Genomic DNA, 16,577 nt, shown 5'->3' on the forward strand with positions numbered 1-16,577 from the left:
CTGCCCATCCTATCGTGCGGACACCGATATTTCATTGCTCATAGGCGAAAACGTCCTCTTCAGTTCATCCTGCTCGATAATTTCCTTCCATGGATCCTTCGTCAGGCTGAGCGAGTGTTCGACGCGCGATATTAATGCCAGACGATCTTCCTCTTTCTGGAGTGCATTCTTCACGGTATCGAGTCCGATACGTTCCAGCCATTCGCTGGTCCGTTCATTGTATTTGCCCGTCTCGCGGTAATATTGGATGAAAGCGCCGCACCATTCCATGACCTCGTCCTCCGTCTTCACTTTGGTCAACAGATCGCTGCCGCGCAGCTTCGTTCCGCCGTTACCGGAAATATGCAGCTCCCAGCCGCCATCGATCGCGACGACGCCGAAGTCTTTGATCGTCGCTTCCGCACAGTTGCGCGGACAGCCCGAAACGGCCATTTTGAACTTTGCCGGCGTTGCCAAACGCTCGAACTTCTTCTCCATCTTAATGCCCATGCCCATCGCATCCTGCGTGCCGAAGCGGCAGAAGGTTTCCCCGACGCAAGTCTTAACCGTGCGCAGCGTCTTGCCGTATGCATAACCCGAAGGCATATCGAGATCGGCCCACATCTTCGGCAAGTCTTCCTTCTTCACGCCAAGCAAATCTATCCGTTGTCCGCCTGTCATCTTCACAAGCGGCACTTCATATTTAAGCGCAACGTTAGCGATCTTCTGCAGATCCTCCGGCGTCGTCACGCCGCCATACATCCGAGGCACGACTGAATACGTGCCGTCTTTTTGAATATTGGCGTGATTGCGTTCGTTAACGAAACGGGACTCGCGCTCGTCTTCATGCTCATCCGGCCACAGCATGCCCAAGTAATAATTGAGCGCAGGGCGGCATTTCGAGCAGCCTTCCGTATTCGACCAATCGAGGACGTTCATCACTTCCTTCGACGTCGTCAGATGCATATTCTTGATCGCTTCGACCACTTCGTCGCGGCCAAGCGTCGTACAACCGCAAATCCCTTCCTTCACCGTCTTCACGCCGTCCGCGCCAAGCACGTACGTCAGAACATCTCCCACGAGAGGTTTACAGCCGCCGCAGGAGCCGCCCGCTTTGGTGCACGCTTTAATTTCGTTAATGCTGCTGCAGCCTTTCTCGTTGACGGCGTTCACGATTGCACCTTTGGACACCCCGTTGCAGCCGCAGACGATCTCGTCGTCCGGCATCCCTGCCACCAGAGCTGCGCCGGATTTCTGAGCGCCGCCGCCTGATGCGCCGAGCAGCACTTCTTTCTCGCGTCCCGTAACGTCTTCACCGGTACGGATCATTTTGAACAGACTCGAGCTGTCCGAGATATCGCCGAACAAGACGGCACCGATTACTTTGCCTTCACTAATGAGGACCTTCTTGTAAACTCCGCCAAAATCATCCTGCACGCGTACCGAACGAGTTCCCGGCCGATCGTTGTATACGCCGGCTGAGAATACGTCAACGCCCGATACTTTCAGCTTCGTCGAGACGACCGAGCCGTGATAACCATCCGTCTCAAGACCTGCCAGCTGCTTCGCGATAACCGCACCTTGCTCGTACAGCGGTGCGACAAGGCCGTAACCCACTCCACGGTGTTCGACACATTCGCCGACCGCATATACATTCGGGAGACTCGTCTCCAGGAAGTCATTAACGACGATCCCTTGGTTGATTGTAATGCCTGCTTGACGAGCCAGATCAACATTAGGCCGAATTCCGACGGCCATGACGATCAGATCCGTCTCTTCTTCCGTACCATCCGTGAATCTCAGTCCCGATACGCGCTTCTTTCCGTAAATACGTTCCGTATTCTTGCTAAGCAAGAACTTCATGCCCTGCTGCTCCAACTCGCTGCGCAGCATCGTCGATGCCGTTTGATCCAGCTGGCGCTCCATGATGTAAGGGTGCTTGTGCACGACCGTCACTTCCATGTTCAGGTTAAGCAGCCCGCGCGCCGCTTCCAGTCCGAGCAACCCCCCGCCGATAACAACCGCTTTGCGGTATGTCTTCGCCGTCTCCATCATCGTCTCGCAGTCTTTGATATCCCGGAAAGCGATAACGCCCGGTTTGTCAGCGCCCGGAACGGGGAGGATGAACGCGCTGGAGCCCGTCGCAATGATCAGCTCGTCGTATGGAAGCTTAAGACCGTTATCTATGCCGATCTGTTTACGTTCGGAATCGATTGAAGTCACCGTCCGCCCCGTGTGCAGCGTAATATGGTTTTCTTCATACCAGGACCATTCGTTAATGACGATATCCTTCATATCTGCGTCCCCTGCCAGAACGGAGGACAGCAGGATCCGGTTATAGTTAGGGTGCGGCTCACTGCCGATGATCGTAATGTCATAAAGGTTCGGGGCCAGCTTCAACAATTGTTCGATGCAATTCACACCGGCCATTCCGTTTCCTACCAAAACAAGTTTCTTCTTCATGAACACCCACTCCAATCTGTATCTAACATGTTGATGTAAGGTTTTTGCTGACAACTTCATCACGAACTAAAGCAATTCAAATTTATGTGTTATATTTCATGACATAAGATATTCATACTTTAACGCAGAATTGCTGTTTTGGCAATGATTAACTAGGAAATTTGGGTCCCATCTACAAAAAACTGCTCTTTGGCGAACAATATATCTAACATACACTGTCATCGTTCGTCATCCGAAGCAACCACCACGGAGCTTTGAGGTGGGTTAAAAAGAAAGCGTCCCCGCAATTTATCTCAAGTTTCAGACAAAAAGAAAACACCAGCTCAATCTCCCTCAGGAGATCGAACTGGTGTTATCTGGACAAACCGACATCTTCGTAGTTGTCAGATGACAACCTACTGGGGAATCCTCACCGTTACGCAGGTTCCCTCGCCTTGTTCACTTGTAATCGTGATTCCATAATTGCTGCCATACTGTACCCGGATTCGCTCCTGCACATTATAGAGACCGTAGCCCTGCGACTGCTTGACCAACACTTCTTCAACCATCTCCGGCGTAAACCCTGGGCCGTTATCTTTTACCGTAAATATCAGCACGTTATCTGCAATGGTACCGCCAATTTGAAGAACGCCTCTACCTGACCGTTTCTGATCGATGCCATGCTCGATCGCATTCTCCACGATCGGCTGCAGCACCAACTTTATCATATGACAGTCCCGTATATGGGGATCGATCGCATACTCCACATCGAAGCTGTAATCATGCATGATAAGCTGTATTTCAATATAAGACTTCGTATTAAGCACTTCATCACTGACGGACATGATATCTTTGCCTCTATTTAATGAGGTGCGGTAAAACGATGACAACAGTCCCGCTACTTCACTGATATCCTCCGCACCTGCTGATATGGCTTTCCAATTGATGACCGACAGCGAATTGTATAAAAAATGCGGATTGATTTGGGATTGAAGCGCCCGGAGCTCCGCTTCTTTTTGACTGATTTGGTTCTTGTAGCCCTCTTCGATCAGCACGTTAATGCTGGTCAGCATTTTGCCGAAGCGATGCTCCAGTTCGCCAATTTCATCTCTCGCCACTATTTTGCTGCCGACAGAAAACACGCCTTGCTCGACCATTCTCATCTTATTATTGAGCTGATGGATGCGGCTCACAAATACACGCGAGAACAACCAAATAATAATAAGGAGAACGATAAAGCAAATACCCTCGATGATAATAGTGGCACGTATGATTTTCCAAGGCTTAATCGTTAATGTATTCGAGGAAGCAAGCAGGGAAAGCGTCCAGCCTGTTTCCCGAATCGGTCTGCTGAGCGCAATCAGTTCCTTGTCTTCACGCTCCGAATTCGGCAGCTTCATCTCGGAGTTACTCGTATATATGACGTGTTGCTTAGCGTCTGAGATCACAATGGAAAACTCTTTCATACTCGAAACATTGAGAGAGTTAAAGAAAAATTCCGGCTTTAGCTCCATATAAACAAGGTTATTCTTATCATAATTAATATCGCCGAAAATACGGCGTACACCAAATATTTTACCGTCCTTCGCGTACCAGTTCGTCTGAGTTGAGCTCATCGCTTCTTCAAACCAGAACTCATGCTCAACCGTAGCGATCGGCATAATGGATCCTATTCGCTCCGTAATATTGTTGCCGGTGTAAATCATGATGCGGCTAATATCCTTGTTTAGAAAAAGCGTTGTATCCAGCAATGGATCTACATTTTCGCTAAGATCTTTGTACATGGTGTAATAATCGCTGTATTCATCATTAAAAATACGCGAGAAATTCGGATTGTATGTGATCAGCTCGATGGCGGAATTAAACCGCTGCAATTTGTAGTTCAGGTTATCTTCAATCTTGCTCAGATTATCCTGCAGCACGATGTCCATCTGCTGAATTTGCAACTGCTTCGATTGTTGAAACGAGTATGCGCCTAATATGGCAAGCGGAATAATAATGACAGCCAAGTAGGAAACAAACAGCTTTCGTTTCATACTCAGGTTGTGAATAAATTCCAGTTTCATTCCGAAATCAACTCTCTCTCTGTCTCTATCGTTTCATTATACGATGAAATGAAAGCATAGATAAGAGCGTAGTCAATCCGTGTCCTCTACTCTTTCACCGCGCCAAGCACGATTCCGCTTACGAAATATCGCTGCAAGAACGGATATATCAGCATGATCGGAACCATCGATACCATAACTTTAGCCGCATTGAGCAATTGGCTTGAAATGTTAGATAGGCGCTTCACTTCTTCAGGGTCAGTCGTATTCATAATCGAGCTAAGGTTGACTATGAGTTGCTGAATGTACGTTTGAAGCGGCCAATTTTCCTTATGCTGCATGAGAATCATTCCGTCAAAGAATGCGTTCCAATGTCCGACGAACGAGAACAGCGTTACGGCAGCAAGGGCAGGCAGCGAGACCGGAATGAAAATCATAAACAGTGTTCGCCAAGGACCTGCACCGTCCATATGCGCTGCTTCCTCGAGCTCTTTCGGAATGCCTTTGAAGAAATTCATAAGCAAGATGACATTAAATACCGGTACAGCAGTAGGAAGAACGAGCGCCCAAATTTTATCCAACAGACCTAACGAGCTGATCGTCATATACCATGGGATCAAGCCTCCGCTAAACAGCATGCAGAAAATAATAAACCACATATAGATATTGCGGCCCGGAAACAGCTTTGAAGTCTTAGCGAGCGGAAAAGCCATTAAGACGGTGATGATGAAATTGATTGCACCGCCTAGCAGCACGCGTTTTACCGAGACCCAGAAGGAACGGAAAAAGTCGTTATCGCTCAGCACCTGTTTATAGGCACTCACATTCATGTCCACCGGCCAGAAATAAACCTGTCCGGTCATCGCGGGGATTTTGCCGCTGAAGGATATGGCAAGCGTATTGAGAATAGGCGCCATCGAGAAGAAAGCGACTAGGGTTAGTATGGCATAAATAACAGCATCGACGATGCGGCTGTTGCCTCGAATCATGATCCATCTCTCCAGTCAAGAAGCGTTCAGCTTTGATTTAGAAAATACGATAATTTGCAAAACGCGAAGCAAGCGCGTAAGACACCGAAATTAAGATTAAGCTGACGACAGACTTCAGCATCCCTACCGCAGTCGCAAGACCATATTGCGTTTCCAGCAGACCTGCCCGGTATACATACGTATCAATGATATCTCCCGATTGGTAGACGATCGGATTATATAGATTTAAAATTTGCTCGAAGCCGGCATTTAGGACGTTTCCGAGACTAAGTGTCGCTAGCAGAATGACAGTCGGTAATAAGCTAGGTATCGTAATGTACTTCAGACGCTGGTAACGATTGGCACCGTCAATTGCAGCAGCTTCGTACAAATTGCCATTAATAGATGTTAATGCGGCAATATAAATAATGGTACTAAACCCGAATTCCTTCCATACATCGCTTGCTACGACGATTGGACGGAACCAGACATTGCTCTGCAAGAACATAATCGGTTCGAAACCAAAAAACTGAACGATATGGTTGATAATGCCGTCTAAACTCAGAATGTTTATCATAACGCCGGAGAGGATAACCCATGACATAAAATGAGGCAAATAGACGATCGTTTGAATGGTTCTCTTAAACTTGACGCTGAACACTTCATGAAGAAGCAGCGCAAATACGAAAGGTACAATCAATCCGGCGATAATTTTCATAATTGCGATCACAAGCGTATTGACGAGTATGAGCTTACTGTCCGGCAGGCTGAACATGTACGTAAAGTTCTCCCAGCCGACCCAATCGGAATGAAACATACCTAGTGTAGGTTGATAATCTTGAAAGGCGATCACAATACCAAACATCGGAACGATGCTGAACAGGATTAGAAAAATAATTCCCGGGAGCAGCATGAGGTGATAATTCAAAGCAAAAGCTCGATTAAACATTCGATCTCCACCTATACACGTTTTTATTAAGAAGGGTATCACTTGCGCTATGCAAGGATACCCTTCCATCTCTATGAATGCTTAAGCAAGTGCTGCGGATTATTTGATGGATTCCTGAACTTCTTTGGCTATTTCGTCACCGCCGGTGCTCTTCCAGGTTTGTACAAACTTATCGAACTCGCCGATTGGAGAAGCTCCCGTAATGATGCGCAGGAATGTTTCATTCTCCAGCTTTTCGAGGTTAGCGCCTTTCTTCACCATAGTTTCCGTTGAGCCATAGAAAACCGGGTTCACCTTCGTGATTTCTTTCGCGCCTGTAACAGCACCTGCTTTGTAGAAGGCGAGTGTATCGGCGAAGGCTGCGATATCCTTCTTCGGCTCTTTATGATCCTTTAACACCGAATTCACGCGGGGGATTAGACGAGCAGGCAGATCTTTCATATCGTTATCTTGAACTACTTTGTCATAAATCGGAATGTCGCGAGCAAGCGCATCTTGGAAGTCCAGCTGCAAGTTTAGCGGATAGTTCAGCCAAGTTACGCCTTTATCTTTGTAAATTTCTTGCGTTGGCGGATCGATCAAGCGAATGCCCTGATACTCCACATTCAGCATTTTGAGAGCAGCTTCTGGGTTCTTCGCGTCTTTGCTGACCACGAGGAAAGTACCGGATGGAGCGGATGGCACGACATTACGCTTGCCTTCGCCATCGAGCGGACCAGCAATCGGAAGCCACTCTGCGTTCGGATCCGATTTCACATTATCGGAAAGCATCCAGCCCGCAAACCATGGGGCGAATAGAATGCCTGCTCTGCTGCCGGATACGAGACCGGCATTGTCTTCCCATTTGCGAGTGAGGAACTCTTTATCAATTAGTCCTTCTTTATACATGTCGCTAAGCTGTTGCAGGGCTTGCTTCGTTTCAGGTGTTGTGGAGCCATACACGATGTTGCCGCTATCATCCTTGAACCAGCTCTTCGGATAGGAGTGATTGAGGTTGAAGATCGGGTCGAATGTGAAGAACGAGCCGTCACCTACGATCAGTTTATCACCTAGTAATCCAACTGTATCCGGCTTGCCATTTCCGTCCGGATCTTGCTCTCTGAACGCCTTGGCAATAGCCTTTACATCATCCATGCTCGATGGAACCTTCAGGTTCAATTTATCAAGCCAGTCCTTGCGCACCCACATCAGTTGATAGCTGCCGTCGATGTTCGTATTCGGCAGTCCAAGCAGCTTGCCGTCGACGCGGCCTGTATTGAGAACGCGATCTTCGGAGTACGAACCATAGTACTCTTTAATTAGTGGCGAGGCATACTTCTCGTAAATATCGGTCAAATCAGCTATTGAGCCTGATTTCGCCATCCGTTTGAACTGCTGCTCGTTGACAACCATAATATCGGGAATGCTGTTGCTTGCAATCGCCAGATTCACTTTTTGGTTGTAACCGTCGGTATCCTCAACGGAAAACTCGTATTTCACTTTAACATTTAATTTATCCTCAACATATTTCAAGTACTGATTGCTCTCGAGGCTATCGCCATCCGGCAAGTTATTGCCCGAGACTCCTTGTCTACCCAGCGAAACGGTAACCGTGTTGTCATACTTCGTGAACGGACCGTCTTCGACCGCAGCCTCATCCTTTGTGTTGCCCGCAGCCTGGTTCGTTGTGTCGCCCGCCGAATTTGTTGAATTAGCATTCTTGCCTTCATTCGATGCCTCGTTTGCATTGTTCGAACCGCAAGCCGTCAAACTTAAAGCGACCGATGCGCACAGTACCAAACTCAGTGCTTTCTTTTTCATTGTCATCCCCCAATTTCGTATAATTTCTTTACAGGTTCATTATAGCGAGCAACCGCTTTCAACCTCTATGCGAAATTCTTTCGAATTCGCATCAAATTTTTACGATGAGGATTCCCTGTATTTTGCAGGACTGACGCCGTGATGATTGCGGAAAATCTGTATAAAATAGGAGGAATTGCTGAAGCCTAGCGATTCGCTGATATCGATGATTTTCATATTCGTGTTCGTCAGCAGCTCTACGGCCTTCTCCATTCGAACATGCGTGATATAACGGACAAGACTGCGTCCAGTCTCCTTCTTAAATAGGAAGCTGAGGTAGCTAGGCGTCAGATGGACATGCTCTGCAATGCTCTCTAGCGACAAATCTTGGCTGTAATCTTTCTCGATCAACTTCTTAATGGTCGTAATGAACTTGCTTGAGGGCTCGGCATTCGATCCGTCCCCTTGGCTTGGCACTAACCGTTCCACAAGGGTGAGGATCAGATTAAACAGGTCTGCCAAGGAGTTGACTTTGAATATCTGATTCAAATAAACGCTGATCTCCTCTACTTGCTGCTTATCGGCTTTGCTATAGGCCCGCTTCATTAATTCCGAGCAGATAACTTTGGTATAGATGACAGACAGCTTCCCTTTGGATTTCAGAGACGAGAACAGCAGTTCAATGCTGTAAGCGGCTCCCTGCGCATCGCCGTTATCGATATGCTCGTAAACCCGGCTCAATATCGATTCCACCTCGAATTCTTCCATCTTCGAAGCGGCAAGCAGTTCTTCGCCTGCGAATAGAATGGGATTACCATCCATAAAAAACTTGTAATCCAGCGCCTGCTCTACCTCGTTAAACACATCAAACAAGCCATCGAGCCGATCGACGGCACGTCCGATAACCAACCCCAATCGGGATGCGAATAATTCCGTCGTCTGGAGAACGATTCGCTCAGCAAGCAGGAGCAGCTCTTGCTTATCGATTTCATGATTGCTTCGGATAAAGAGAACACTCTGGTGCTCGTTCAAGCCCAGATAATCATATTCATACGGGATCTGCTCGTTAAGCAGCGAAGTAAAGGGACCGTTGTTGCTATCGAAGAATCTATCATTGCAATCAACCAGAAATAAATGAATCCAAGGGTTAGCGGCCGACTGTTCCGCTTCATGATAAATCCCGTTAAGCGCGTCCATGAGTACTTTTTCCCGCTCATAGGCAAGACCGCGCTGATAGCCCTCCAGCAGCTCGACTTTCTTGATCCGTTCGGCTTCTTTGGAATCGCAGGCTGCAATGCTTTGACCCATGATCGTAAGAAATTCCGGAATTTGAATCGGTTTCAGCAAATAACTGGATACATTCGTCCCGAGTGCTCTGCGCGCAAACTCAAAATCATTGTAAGCGCTGTATATAATGATATGGATGTCCGGCTTCAGCTTACTCACATGCTCGGAGAGCTCAAGTCCGTCCATAAAGGGCATTTTGATGTCGGTAATGATGATGTCGATCGGTTGCTGCTGGATAATAGCAAGCGCCGCTTCGCCGTTCTCGGCCAATACGGTTTCGAGGTTCAAGTTATTTCTGCGAATTAATTGTTGTATGCCTTCCCGCTCGATACGTTCGTCGTCGACAATTAAGATGCGATACATAGGGGTTCCTCACTTCAAATAGACTTAGATGGCTAGCACAAAAAGGGGCTTATCCAAAGATAACACCCCCCTGTGTGTATTGCCACCTCAATAAATAGGCATTTATTCCCTATTACTTCGATCTGAATGTAGGGGTCTCAATGTTCAAGCTGTGACAAATTTGAATGGCCTTCTCGGCAGAATCGATATGGCTTCCCCACTCCACCGTATAACGGAATTCATAGAATCCGCCCAATGTGGCTTTAAAATTCGTCTCCCAATAGTTAGTTAATACCCAAGCGTACAAAGGATGCTTGTCGCCTTCTTGCTGCTGACCTTGAACGAGTCGCTGGCCATAAGCAAGGTCGCCCGTTTGCATCAGCGGCGTATCCGGCGTTGCAATCAACAAGCCGCGGCCTTGCGTGATGACAGCAAGTCCTTCCTGAATGCAATAGAAATCAAGACCGGTACCCGGCAGTTGGTCGACGCCTGGTCGAATGAGTGAGCCTGCCTTCTCGAACCAGAGCTCGCTATCCGCACCATTGGAGAATGGCAGCGAGATGTAGACGTTTTCCGGGTCCCATACGCTGTCTTTGTGCATACGGACAGAGACTTCAACTCTTGGCTGTCCGCAATAAACTTTGAGAAACAGCGAGAAATAGCTTATGCCTTTGATTTGATAGGTCAACTCGACGACGCCGTAGATGGCACCGTTCGTAATTTCCCGAACACCGATCAACTCGCCAATTGAACGCTGTACGTTGATTCCTTTGCGATTGCGACCCATAATACGGCGGACATCCGCCATCTGCTCCATTGTGCCTGCAGGGGTCACCTCATAAACAGGAGTGAACGCATTGTGGATTTTGTCTGTATCCATCAACTCTTGGCCGGTCTCTTTATCGATCCAACTTGTAATGCCTTCTCCGGCTTTCCATGCGATGCGAACAAACCGGGATTCGATGGCATTCTCGCTGATGCGCAGCTTCGCGAAATCCTCGTCGTCTCCGAGTTGAATGAGGTTTGCGATATCATGAATGCCGTCTCGCCCTTCTAACCGAGTGCTGCTCGTCGTTCGTGAATCGGATTGTTCAACCGGACGAATGGAGTATACCCGTTCCTCGAACGGCTGCAGTAGAACGGAAACGGTAATTTGATTGCCGCGGCTTACATTATCCCGTTGATGCGGGATCACTTCTCCGGTTGTGTTATCAACGATCTCGAGGCCGTTTTTAAAGTAAGACGGCTCCCATTGGTCCTCCATATAGAAATGCGCTAATGTTTCTACCGTGTAATCGAAGGAATTGATTACTTTATAGGTAAAAGGTCTGTTTGGCGATAGCAGCGCGTCCCCGCGAGATACCATTACTTGATCTAGCGCGGTATGCACCGCTCGGCTTGCATTGGCGGAATAGGCTTCTTTACGCAGTCCAAGCTCCTGCACCATGATATTCCACGGCTCACGCACGGAGGAATGATAGCCCCAAGTATGCTCGGCATACATCATCAGCTGCTGCTCTGCTTCATTAATTGTCCGCTCGTCGACTACGGCATGCTGAGGGTCGAGACGGTTGACCACACCTAGCGTCCGCTGCGCGTTTCGGAAGATTTGAGTATGAATCGCCGTGGAAGCGACGCCGTCAGACCACCAATCCGGCCAGTCCCCGCGATGAACGGGAATCTCAACGTCCTGTTGTTTCAAGAGATCGAAGTAGCGGTTCAATGTCGTCATCTCGATCTCGACCTGCTCGCCGTGCTTCGCATTCCATTCTTGAATAAAGCTCGCCACTCTTCCGTTTGGCGCGGCGTTATCGCGAAGCAATCCCATAACGTTAAGCAATATAAATTCATAAGGGTAGCCTTCGGAATCCAACTGGTTGAGGTATCTCGAAATTCGCGTCTCTGCTAGCTTCATATAATCATCCGGGACGCCCCAAATGGATGTCTCGTCCTTGATCGTATAAGACAGCGCTCCATCCGGATTAAGGCCGAGATCGTTGCCCATCATATAGTGTTCGCCGTTCCACACCAGTATGCGCTGCCCTTTCGGCGTCTCCCAATAAAACGGGATTTGCTTGCGTCCGATGGCAAACATGCCATGATGCGTATGTACGCAAGAGAGCAAATGCTCGATGCCCGCATCGGCCATTGCTTGCGCATAACCCCAGCTGTATCCGTTAATGTCGGCGGTCATCGCCGAACGCACTTGAAGGCCATGCTGTGCGGCATAGGCACCGGCGCGGGAAAGAACCTTGCGCACCAAATCATAATTAACCAGTTCAGTCATATTGAGGTATGTACCGGATAATTCAATATCGCCCCTCTGTAACGCGGCGACGAATTGCTCCTGCTCTTCCTCGGTTGCCTGCTCCAGAAACTTCTCCACGGCCCAGAATGTTTCGCAGGTCCACTTGAACCCCTTCCATTCCTTCCGATCCTCGGTATGGGAGCTGTTGCAGATTTGAATCGCCTGACGGATAAAATCAACTTGATATTGCTCGATTTTCTCTTGACGTTCGGTGTATCCAATATCTGTATGTGAATGATGGATGACATACAATTTCCATTTACGTTGCAGCGACTTCAGCTTCATGCAGGCATAGTTCCCCTTTACGTTGTTTAATAGATTTCATTCAATAGCAGTTCTAATTACATTTTATCAACAATAAAATGTCGTTCCTATAAAGGATTTTTTCGAAACATGCCACTTTTTCGGGTTGTTTGCGCAGAAGGATTGCTCAGACCCTTGTGAGGTTATCTACAGCAAATACGATAAATGCCCAGCATTGTACTGTGTAATGTATTGTCACTTAAGACGATTGGGACGTGAATTCCATGCTGCTTTAGTTCTTGCTGACAGCTTGGAATAAATAGAGCACCGCTCTTCGATATTTGCCCGCCAAGAACGACCATATCGGTATTATAGGTTTGCAACACGGCCATGATTACTTCCGCAATTTGTCTACCAAATGCTTCGAACAAATTTACGGCGTTTTCATCTCCTGCTATTGCTAAATCTGCGATTTCTTTAACATCTCTAGCATTGGTGTCCATTCCCATGTCTGATGCAAGCCTTAGAAGTCCACGCCGTGAGATGTAATCGTCAGCGATACCTGAACGATATGGAATCTGATACATCCAGCCATTCGCTGGAATACCTGCCCCCTCGGTCACAATTGCACCATTCTCGATAAATCCCGATCCGATTCCAGTACCGATGGTTAAGCATAACGCCTTTTCCACGCCGGCAGCTTTACCGTAATTGGATTCACCAATTGCAAACAGGGAAGCATCGTTGGCGAAGCGTAGACGTATATCGGCATCCAGTTTGTCTCCCAGCCTCGAATCGGAGCGCATTAGATCTGTTAACCGATCTCCGAAATTCATCCCGTATAAAGACTCGAATTTATCCAGTCCGCGAATATAACTGATCCCCTGTTCATAATCAAACGGACCTGGAAAGGCATACCCAATCCCTCGAATCCTTTCCCTTTGCTCATGGGAAACTCGGCTTATGAGATCGACAGCCATATCGACGAAATGCGCTAAGATTTCGGAGGATGATGCATTTGCTTTGGATTCATAGTGATGGAGCGTGTGTTCTAAAATATGGCCTGCGGCATCGATTACTCCTGCCTTTACAGAAGTACCACCGACATCGAAGCCAAGATAGATCCCTTCAGTCATGCTTTGTCCTCCCCCAAACTTAACCAATGTTAAGATTTCACATACGCTTTGATTGTTGCTAATGTTTCTCCGGAGCTAGATTCTGTAGGGCGAATCACGTAACGTTCTATTGAAGCCGGGATAATGAACGTTTCCGCATAGCGGATTACGAATGGATCAAAAGCATGATCCGGACTCTCCACGACGGCTTCATTGCCTTCGACCAAATTCAATACGTGAACACTTCCGTTCGCTTGATGCAATACGGGTTCGGAAAACCAGTGGCGCCGCGTTTCAATAAACTCGTATTCATGCAGCCCCGTCCGCTCTTCTCTCCATCCATCGCCGACAGCAATCTCCTCAACTCGGCCAACTAGCTCCTTCTCTACCCATGAAGTCGTCCGGTCCCACTGAATAACCTTAGAACCATGTTCAAGATGAACAGGACGCGGTTTACCATCAAGTCCAAGCCGATCCCAATCCCACAATTTGAATGTGAATATATAAGGGGTTGCACTAATTTCAAGTACCATACAATCACTTCCCGAACAATGTATGGTCCCGGCAGGAATTAGGAAATGGTCATGCTTCTCGGCCGGGAAAATATTAATATACTCTTCTGCCGGGAAAGCGATATCCCCCTGCTGCGCCTTTTCTAAATCCTCAAGCATCTTACCGCGATCGACGCCTTCCTTAACTCCCATATAAACATGCGCACCTGGCTTGGCATCAAGAATGTAGTAACTTTCATCCTGCGTATAGGTCATTCCGAAGTTTTCCCGGATATAATCGGTAGTCGGATGCACTTGCAAGCTTAAATTCTGACCGCCAACGGTATCAAGGAAGTCAAAACGAATCGGGAATTCTGCGCCAAACCGTGCATATACTTTCTCGCCAAGTAACGCTTGTGGCTGTAAGAATACGAGATTAATAGCCGGTACTTCGACCCTGATCTTGCCAAATTGCATATAAAGACTGTTTTCTTCCGGCACGCCGTCGAATCCCCATGCATATGGATTTTCTCTGGGAGGTAAATCGATATGTTTTTCCAGCCACTGTCCGCCCCATACGCCCGGATCAAAGTAAGGAACTAGACGGAATGGTTGATTAGCCGTCTGCGCCATACCCTCGAGCAGCGATTCCCAGGCTACCATTTTGGGATCGTCCTTTGTATTGGTGTCCAAATAATAATCGATGCGGTCAAATAAGGAACGTTTATGTCGATCGGCCATCCGCCATTCGAAGAAGTAACCTCGCTTATACTTTCTAAGAATATCTTCTTCCTGATTGTCAGCTTGCCAGTTTCCATACTCTTTGGAACGGTAACGAAGTTGGATCTCCCACCGGGTCAAGTCTGCATAAACCAACAAATCTCCTTCAGTTACCAGAGCAGCACCGAAACCAATTACAATCACAGTGCCTTCCGTAATCGAGTCAACTTGCATTCGTAATGCGGATAATCCCTCGCTGTCATAGCATTCTTGGATGTTGTAAGGTGTCATATAGCCAAACACGCGATCATTTGTCATAAAGCGTTCAACCATACTATTAACTTTACTGACTGGCAGTGCGGCCGAAGCGACGCGGATAACAGAAACCGGATTAATAAACGGGAGTAACCCTTGAATAATTTCTTCTTCGCGAACGGTCGGATAGCATTCGATCACGATTACTGATTTTTTTGTTCCATTCAGCTGGGACATCAGTTGCTTCGCAATCCCCTGATAACCGCTACACACATTATGATCTTGCCCTTTTACAGCGATAATAGGTTCTTTGTTGTATTTACTTTGCATAAAAACACAAACTCCTCTCACTAAATTCATCATTATGAAACATATAATATCATAAAATAACATAAGTACATAGAAAAAAATCCCTGGCACACAAGCGCAGGAGATTTCTTATACCGCTATACGATGTGCAGTTCCACACCGGCTTTATCACAAGCTTCACGAATCTGCTCAGGAATGCCGTCGTCCGTCACCAAGACGGATATTTCATCCAACCTGGCTACTGTCGCAAAAGATCTGGTGCCGTATTTCGATGAATCCAGCATCATGACTATTTTTGCCCCAGATTGGATCATCGACTTCTTGACTTGCGTATCCATGAGGTTCGGATCCGTAAACCCAATCTCTTCAGAGAAACTTAATGCCGATAAAAAAACCGTTTTGGCATGAAATTGGGTAAAGAAGGATTCCGCAACCGGGCCAACAAACGTTCCCGATGCTTCTCTTAAGATCCCTCCACTGCAAAGGACTGTAAGCCGATTTGCTGCCGTTTTCAATTGCGTAAGCACATCAAGCCCGTTTGTCACGACCGTTAGATCGGGTTTCACAAGGTAAGGAACCATTTTGGCCGCTGTCGTTCCACCTTCGAGAATGATAACATCGCCTTCGCCGATGAATTGCTCAGCAGCATACCGAGCTAATCGTTCTTTAATATCTTGATTCCGCTCTATCTTTTCCTGAAGCGCCGGTTCCTCAAGCAACACATTTACAGATACGGCTCCACCGTGGGATCGTTTAACAAGACCTTGCTGTTCGAGTTCCAATAAATCGCGGTGAATCGTCATTTTGGAAACTGCAAACTTTTCACTTAGTTCTTTCGTTGTAACGCTGCTTTGAAGCGATAAATACTGTAGCAGAGCCGACTTTCGTTGTATAGGCAACAAGTATAGACACCTCAGTTAATATGATTTCGTTAATATATCACATAAAGTAACATATCCTGTTCGTTTAGACAACTAATCGTAACTTTTTATTGCATGTTTCTCGTGTACCCATAACAATCCAATCACTTCTCGCTTTGCCATATATGTCAATTGTGAAAGAAAAAAACCACATGGAGTAGTGATGCTCCCATGTGGTAATAGAAATTTAATAACCTAGTGAAAAACAATGCCAATAAATTGCCCGAATTTACTTATGGTTTCCTTGGTTCACTTGCTTTTGAATTTTTTTTGAGAAGATGTATAAGATTATACAAGAGACCATAACAAACAATAATAAAAGGGTACAGTACATGTAAGTGAAAAGTCTTATTTTCTGTGTAAATAGTTATATTGTAATAGGAGTAGGTGACTTCTTTAACTAAATTTTTTGAAAAGTACATATT

At 47.0% G+C, this 16,577-nt stretch carries 10 protein-coding genes; all 10 read right to left on the bottom strand.

The annotated features are described in order from the left end of the window. Positions 1-9: 9 nt before the first annotated feature. On the bottom strand, positions 10-2,442 hold the full coding sequence (gene nirB, locus BLW29_RS10665; protein WP_090979216.1) for a nitrite reductase large subunit NirB: 2,433 nt from the start codon (positions 2,440-2,442) through the stop codon (positions 10-12). A 395-nt stretch (positions 2,443-2,837) separates the two neighbouring features. Next, positions 2,838-4,487 (bottom strand): sensor histidine kinase, encoded by a 1,650-nt coding sequence (locus tag BLW29_RS10670; RefSeq protein WP_090979219.1) that lies wholly within the window; start codon positions 4,485-4,487, stop codon positions 2,838-2,840. A gap of 86 nt (positions 4,488-4,573) precedes the next feature. Further along, positions 4,574-5,455: a carbohydrate ABC transporter permease gene (locus tag BLW29_RS10675; RefSeq protein WP_090979220.1), complete on the bottom strand. Its 882-nt coding sequence runs from the start codon at positions 5,453-5,455 to the stop codon at positions 4,574-4,576. A 37-nt stretch (positions 5,456-5,492) separates the two neighbouring features. Continuing rightward, positions 5,493-6,383: an ABC transporter permease gene (locus BLW29_RS10680; RefSeq protein ID WP_090979223.1), complete on the bottom strand. Its 891-nt coding sequence runs from the start codon at positions 6,381-6,383 to the stop codon at positions 5,493-5,495. Between the two features lie 99 nt (positions 6,384-6,482). Then, positions 6,483-8,183 carry an extracellular solute-binding protein gene (locus tag BLW29_RS10685; RefSeq protein ID WP_177186576.1) on the bottom strand — a complete coding sequence of 567 codons (1,701 nt, stop codon included), beginning with the start codon at positions 8,181-8,183 and terminating at the stop codon, positions 6,483-6,485. A gap of 99 nt (positions 8,184-8,282) precedes the next feature. Beyond that, the gene (locus BLW29_RS10690) at positions 8,283-9,812 is read right to left on the bottom strand and encodes a response regulator transcription factor (RefSeq protein ID WP_090979229.1); all 1,530 of its coding nucleotides are present in this window, start codon (positions 9,810-9,812) and stop codon (positions 8,283-8,285) included. A gap of 112 nt (positions 9,813-9,924) precedes the next feature. Then, positions 9,925-12,384, bottom strand: a complete 2,460-nt coding sequence (locus BLW29_RS10695; protein ID WP_256208523.1) for a glycoside hydrolase family 38 N-terminal domain-containing protein — start codon at positions 12,382-12,384, stop codon at positions 9,925-9,927. A 161-nt stretch (positions 12,385-12,545) separates the two neighbouring features. Continuing rightward, complete coding sequence (locus BLW29_RS10700; protein WP_090979232.1) at positions 12,546-13,478, bottom strand: ROK family protein; 933 nt, start codon at positions 13,476-13,478, stop codon at positions 12,546-12,548. Between the two features lie 29 nt (positions 13,479-13,507). Next, positions 13,508-15,253: a class I mannose-6-phosphate isomerase gene (locus BLW29_RS10705; RefSeq protein WP_090979234.1), complete on the bottom strand. Its 1,746-nt coding sequence runs from the start codon at positions 15,251-15,253 to the stop codon at positions 13,508-13,510. A 116-nt stretch (positions 15,254-15,369) separates the two neighbouring features. Then, positions 15,370-16,131, bottom strand: coding sequence for a DeoR/GlpR family DNA-binding transcription regulator (locus BLW29_RS10710; protein ID WP_143044381.1), 762 nt, complete (start codon positions 16,129-16,131; stop codon positions 15,370-15,372). Between the last annotated feature and the right edge of the window lie 446 nt (positions 16,132-16,577).

Origin of the sequence: Paenibacillus sp. CF384 (assembly GCF_900106745.1) — a bacterium.
Taxonomy (GTDB): Bacteria; Bacillota; Bacilli; order Paenibacillales; family Paenibacillaceae; genus Paenibacillus_Z.

Coding starts and splice junctions, on each gene's coding strand:
- nirB (WP_090979216.1), bottom strand. CDS start 2,442: ATGAAGAAGAAACTTGTTTTGGTAGGAAACGGAATGGCCGGTGTGAAT.
- BLW29_RS10670 (WP_090979219.1), bottom strand. CDS start 4,487: ATGAAACTGGAATTTATTCACAACCTGAGTATGAAACGAAAGCTGTTT.
- BLW29_RS10675 (WP_090979220.1), bottom strand. CDS start 5,455: ATGATTCGAGGCAACAGCCGCATCGTCGATGCTGTTATTTATGCCATA.
- BLW29_RS10680 (WP_090979223.1), bottom strand. CDS start 6,383: ATGTTTAATCGAGCTTTTGCTTTGAATTATCACCTCATGCTGCTCCCG.
- BLW29_RS10685 (WP_177186576.1), bottom strand. CDS start 8,183: ATGAAAAAGAAAGCACTGAGTTTGGTACTGTGCGCATCGGTCGCTTTA.
- BLW29_RS10690 (WP_090979229.1), bottom strand. CDS start 9,812: ATGTATCGCATCTTAATTGTCGACGACGAACGTATCGAGCGGGAAGGC.
- BLW29_RS10695 (WP_256208523.1), bottom strand. CDS start 12,384: ATGAAGCTGAAGTCGCTGCAACGTAAATGGAAATTGTATGTCATCCAT.
- BLW29_RS10700 (WP_090979232.1), bottom strand. CDS start 13,478: ATGACTGAAGGGATCTATCTTGGCTTCGATGTCGGTGGTACTTCTGTA.
- BLW29_RS10705 (WP_090979234.1), bottom strand. CDS start 15,253: ATGCAAAGTAAATACAACAAAGAACCTATTATCGCTGTAAAAGGGCAA.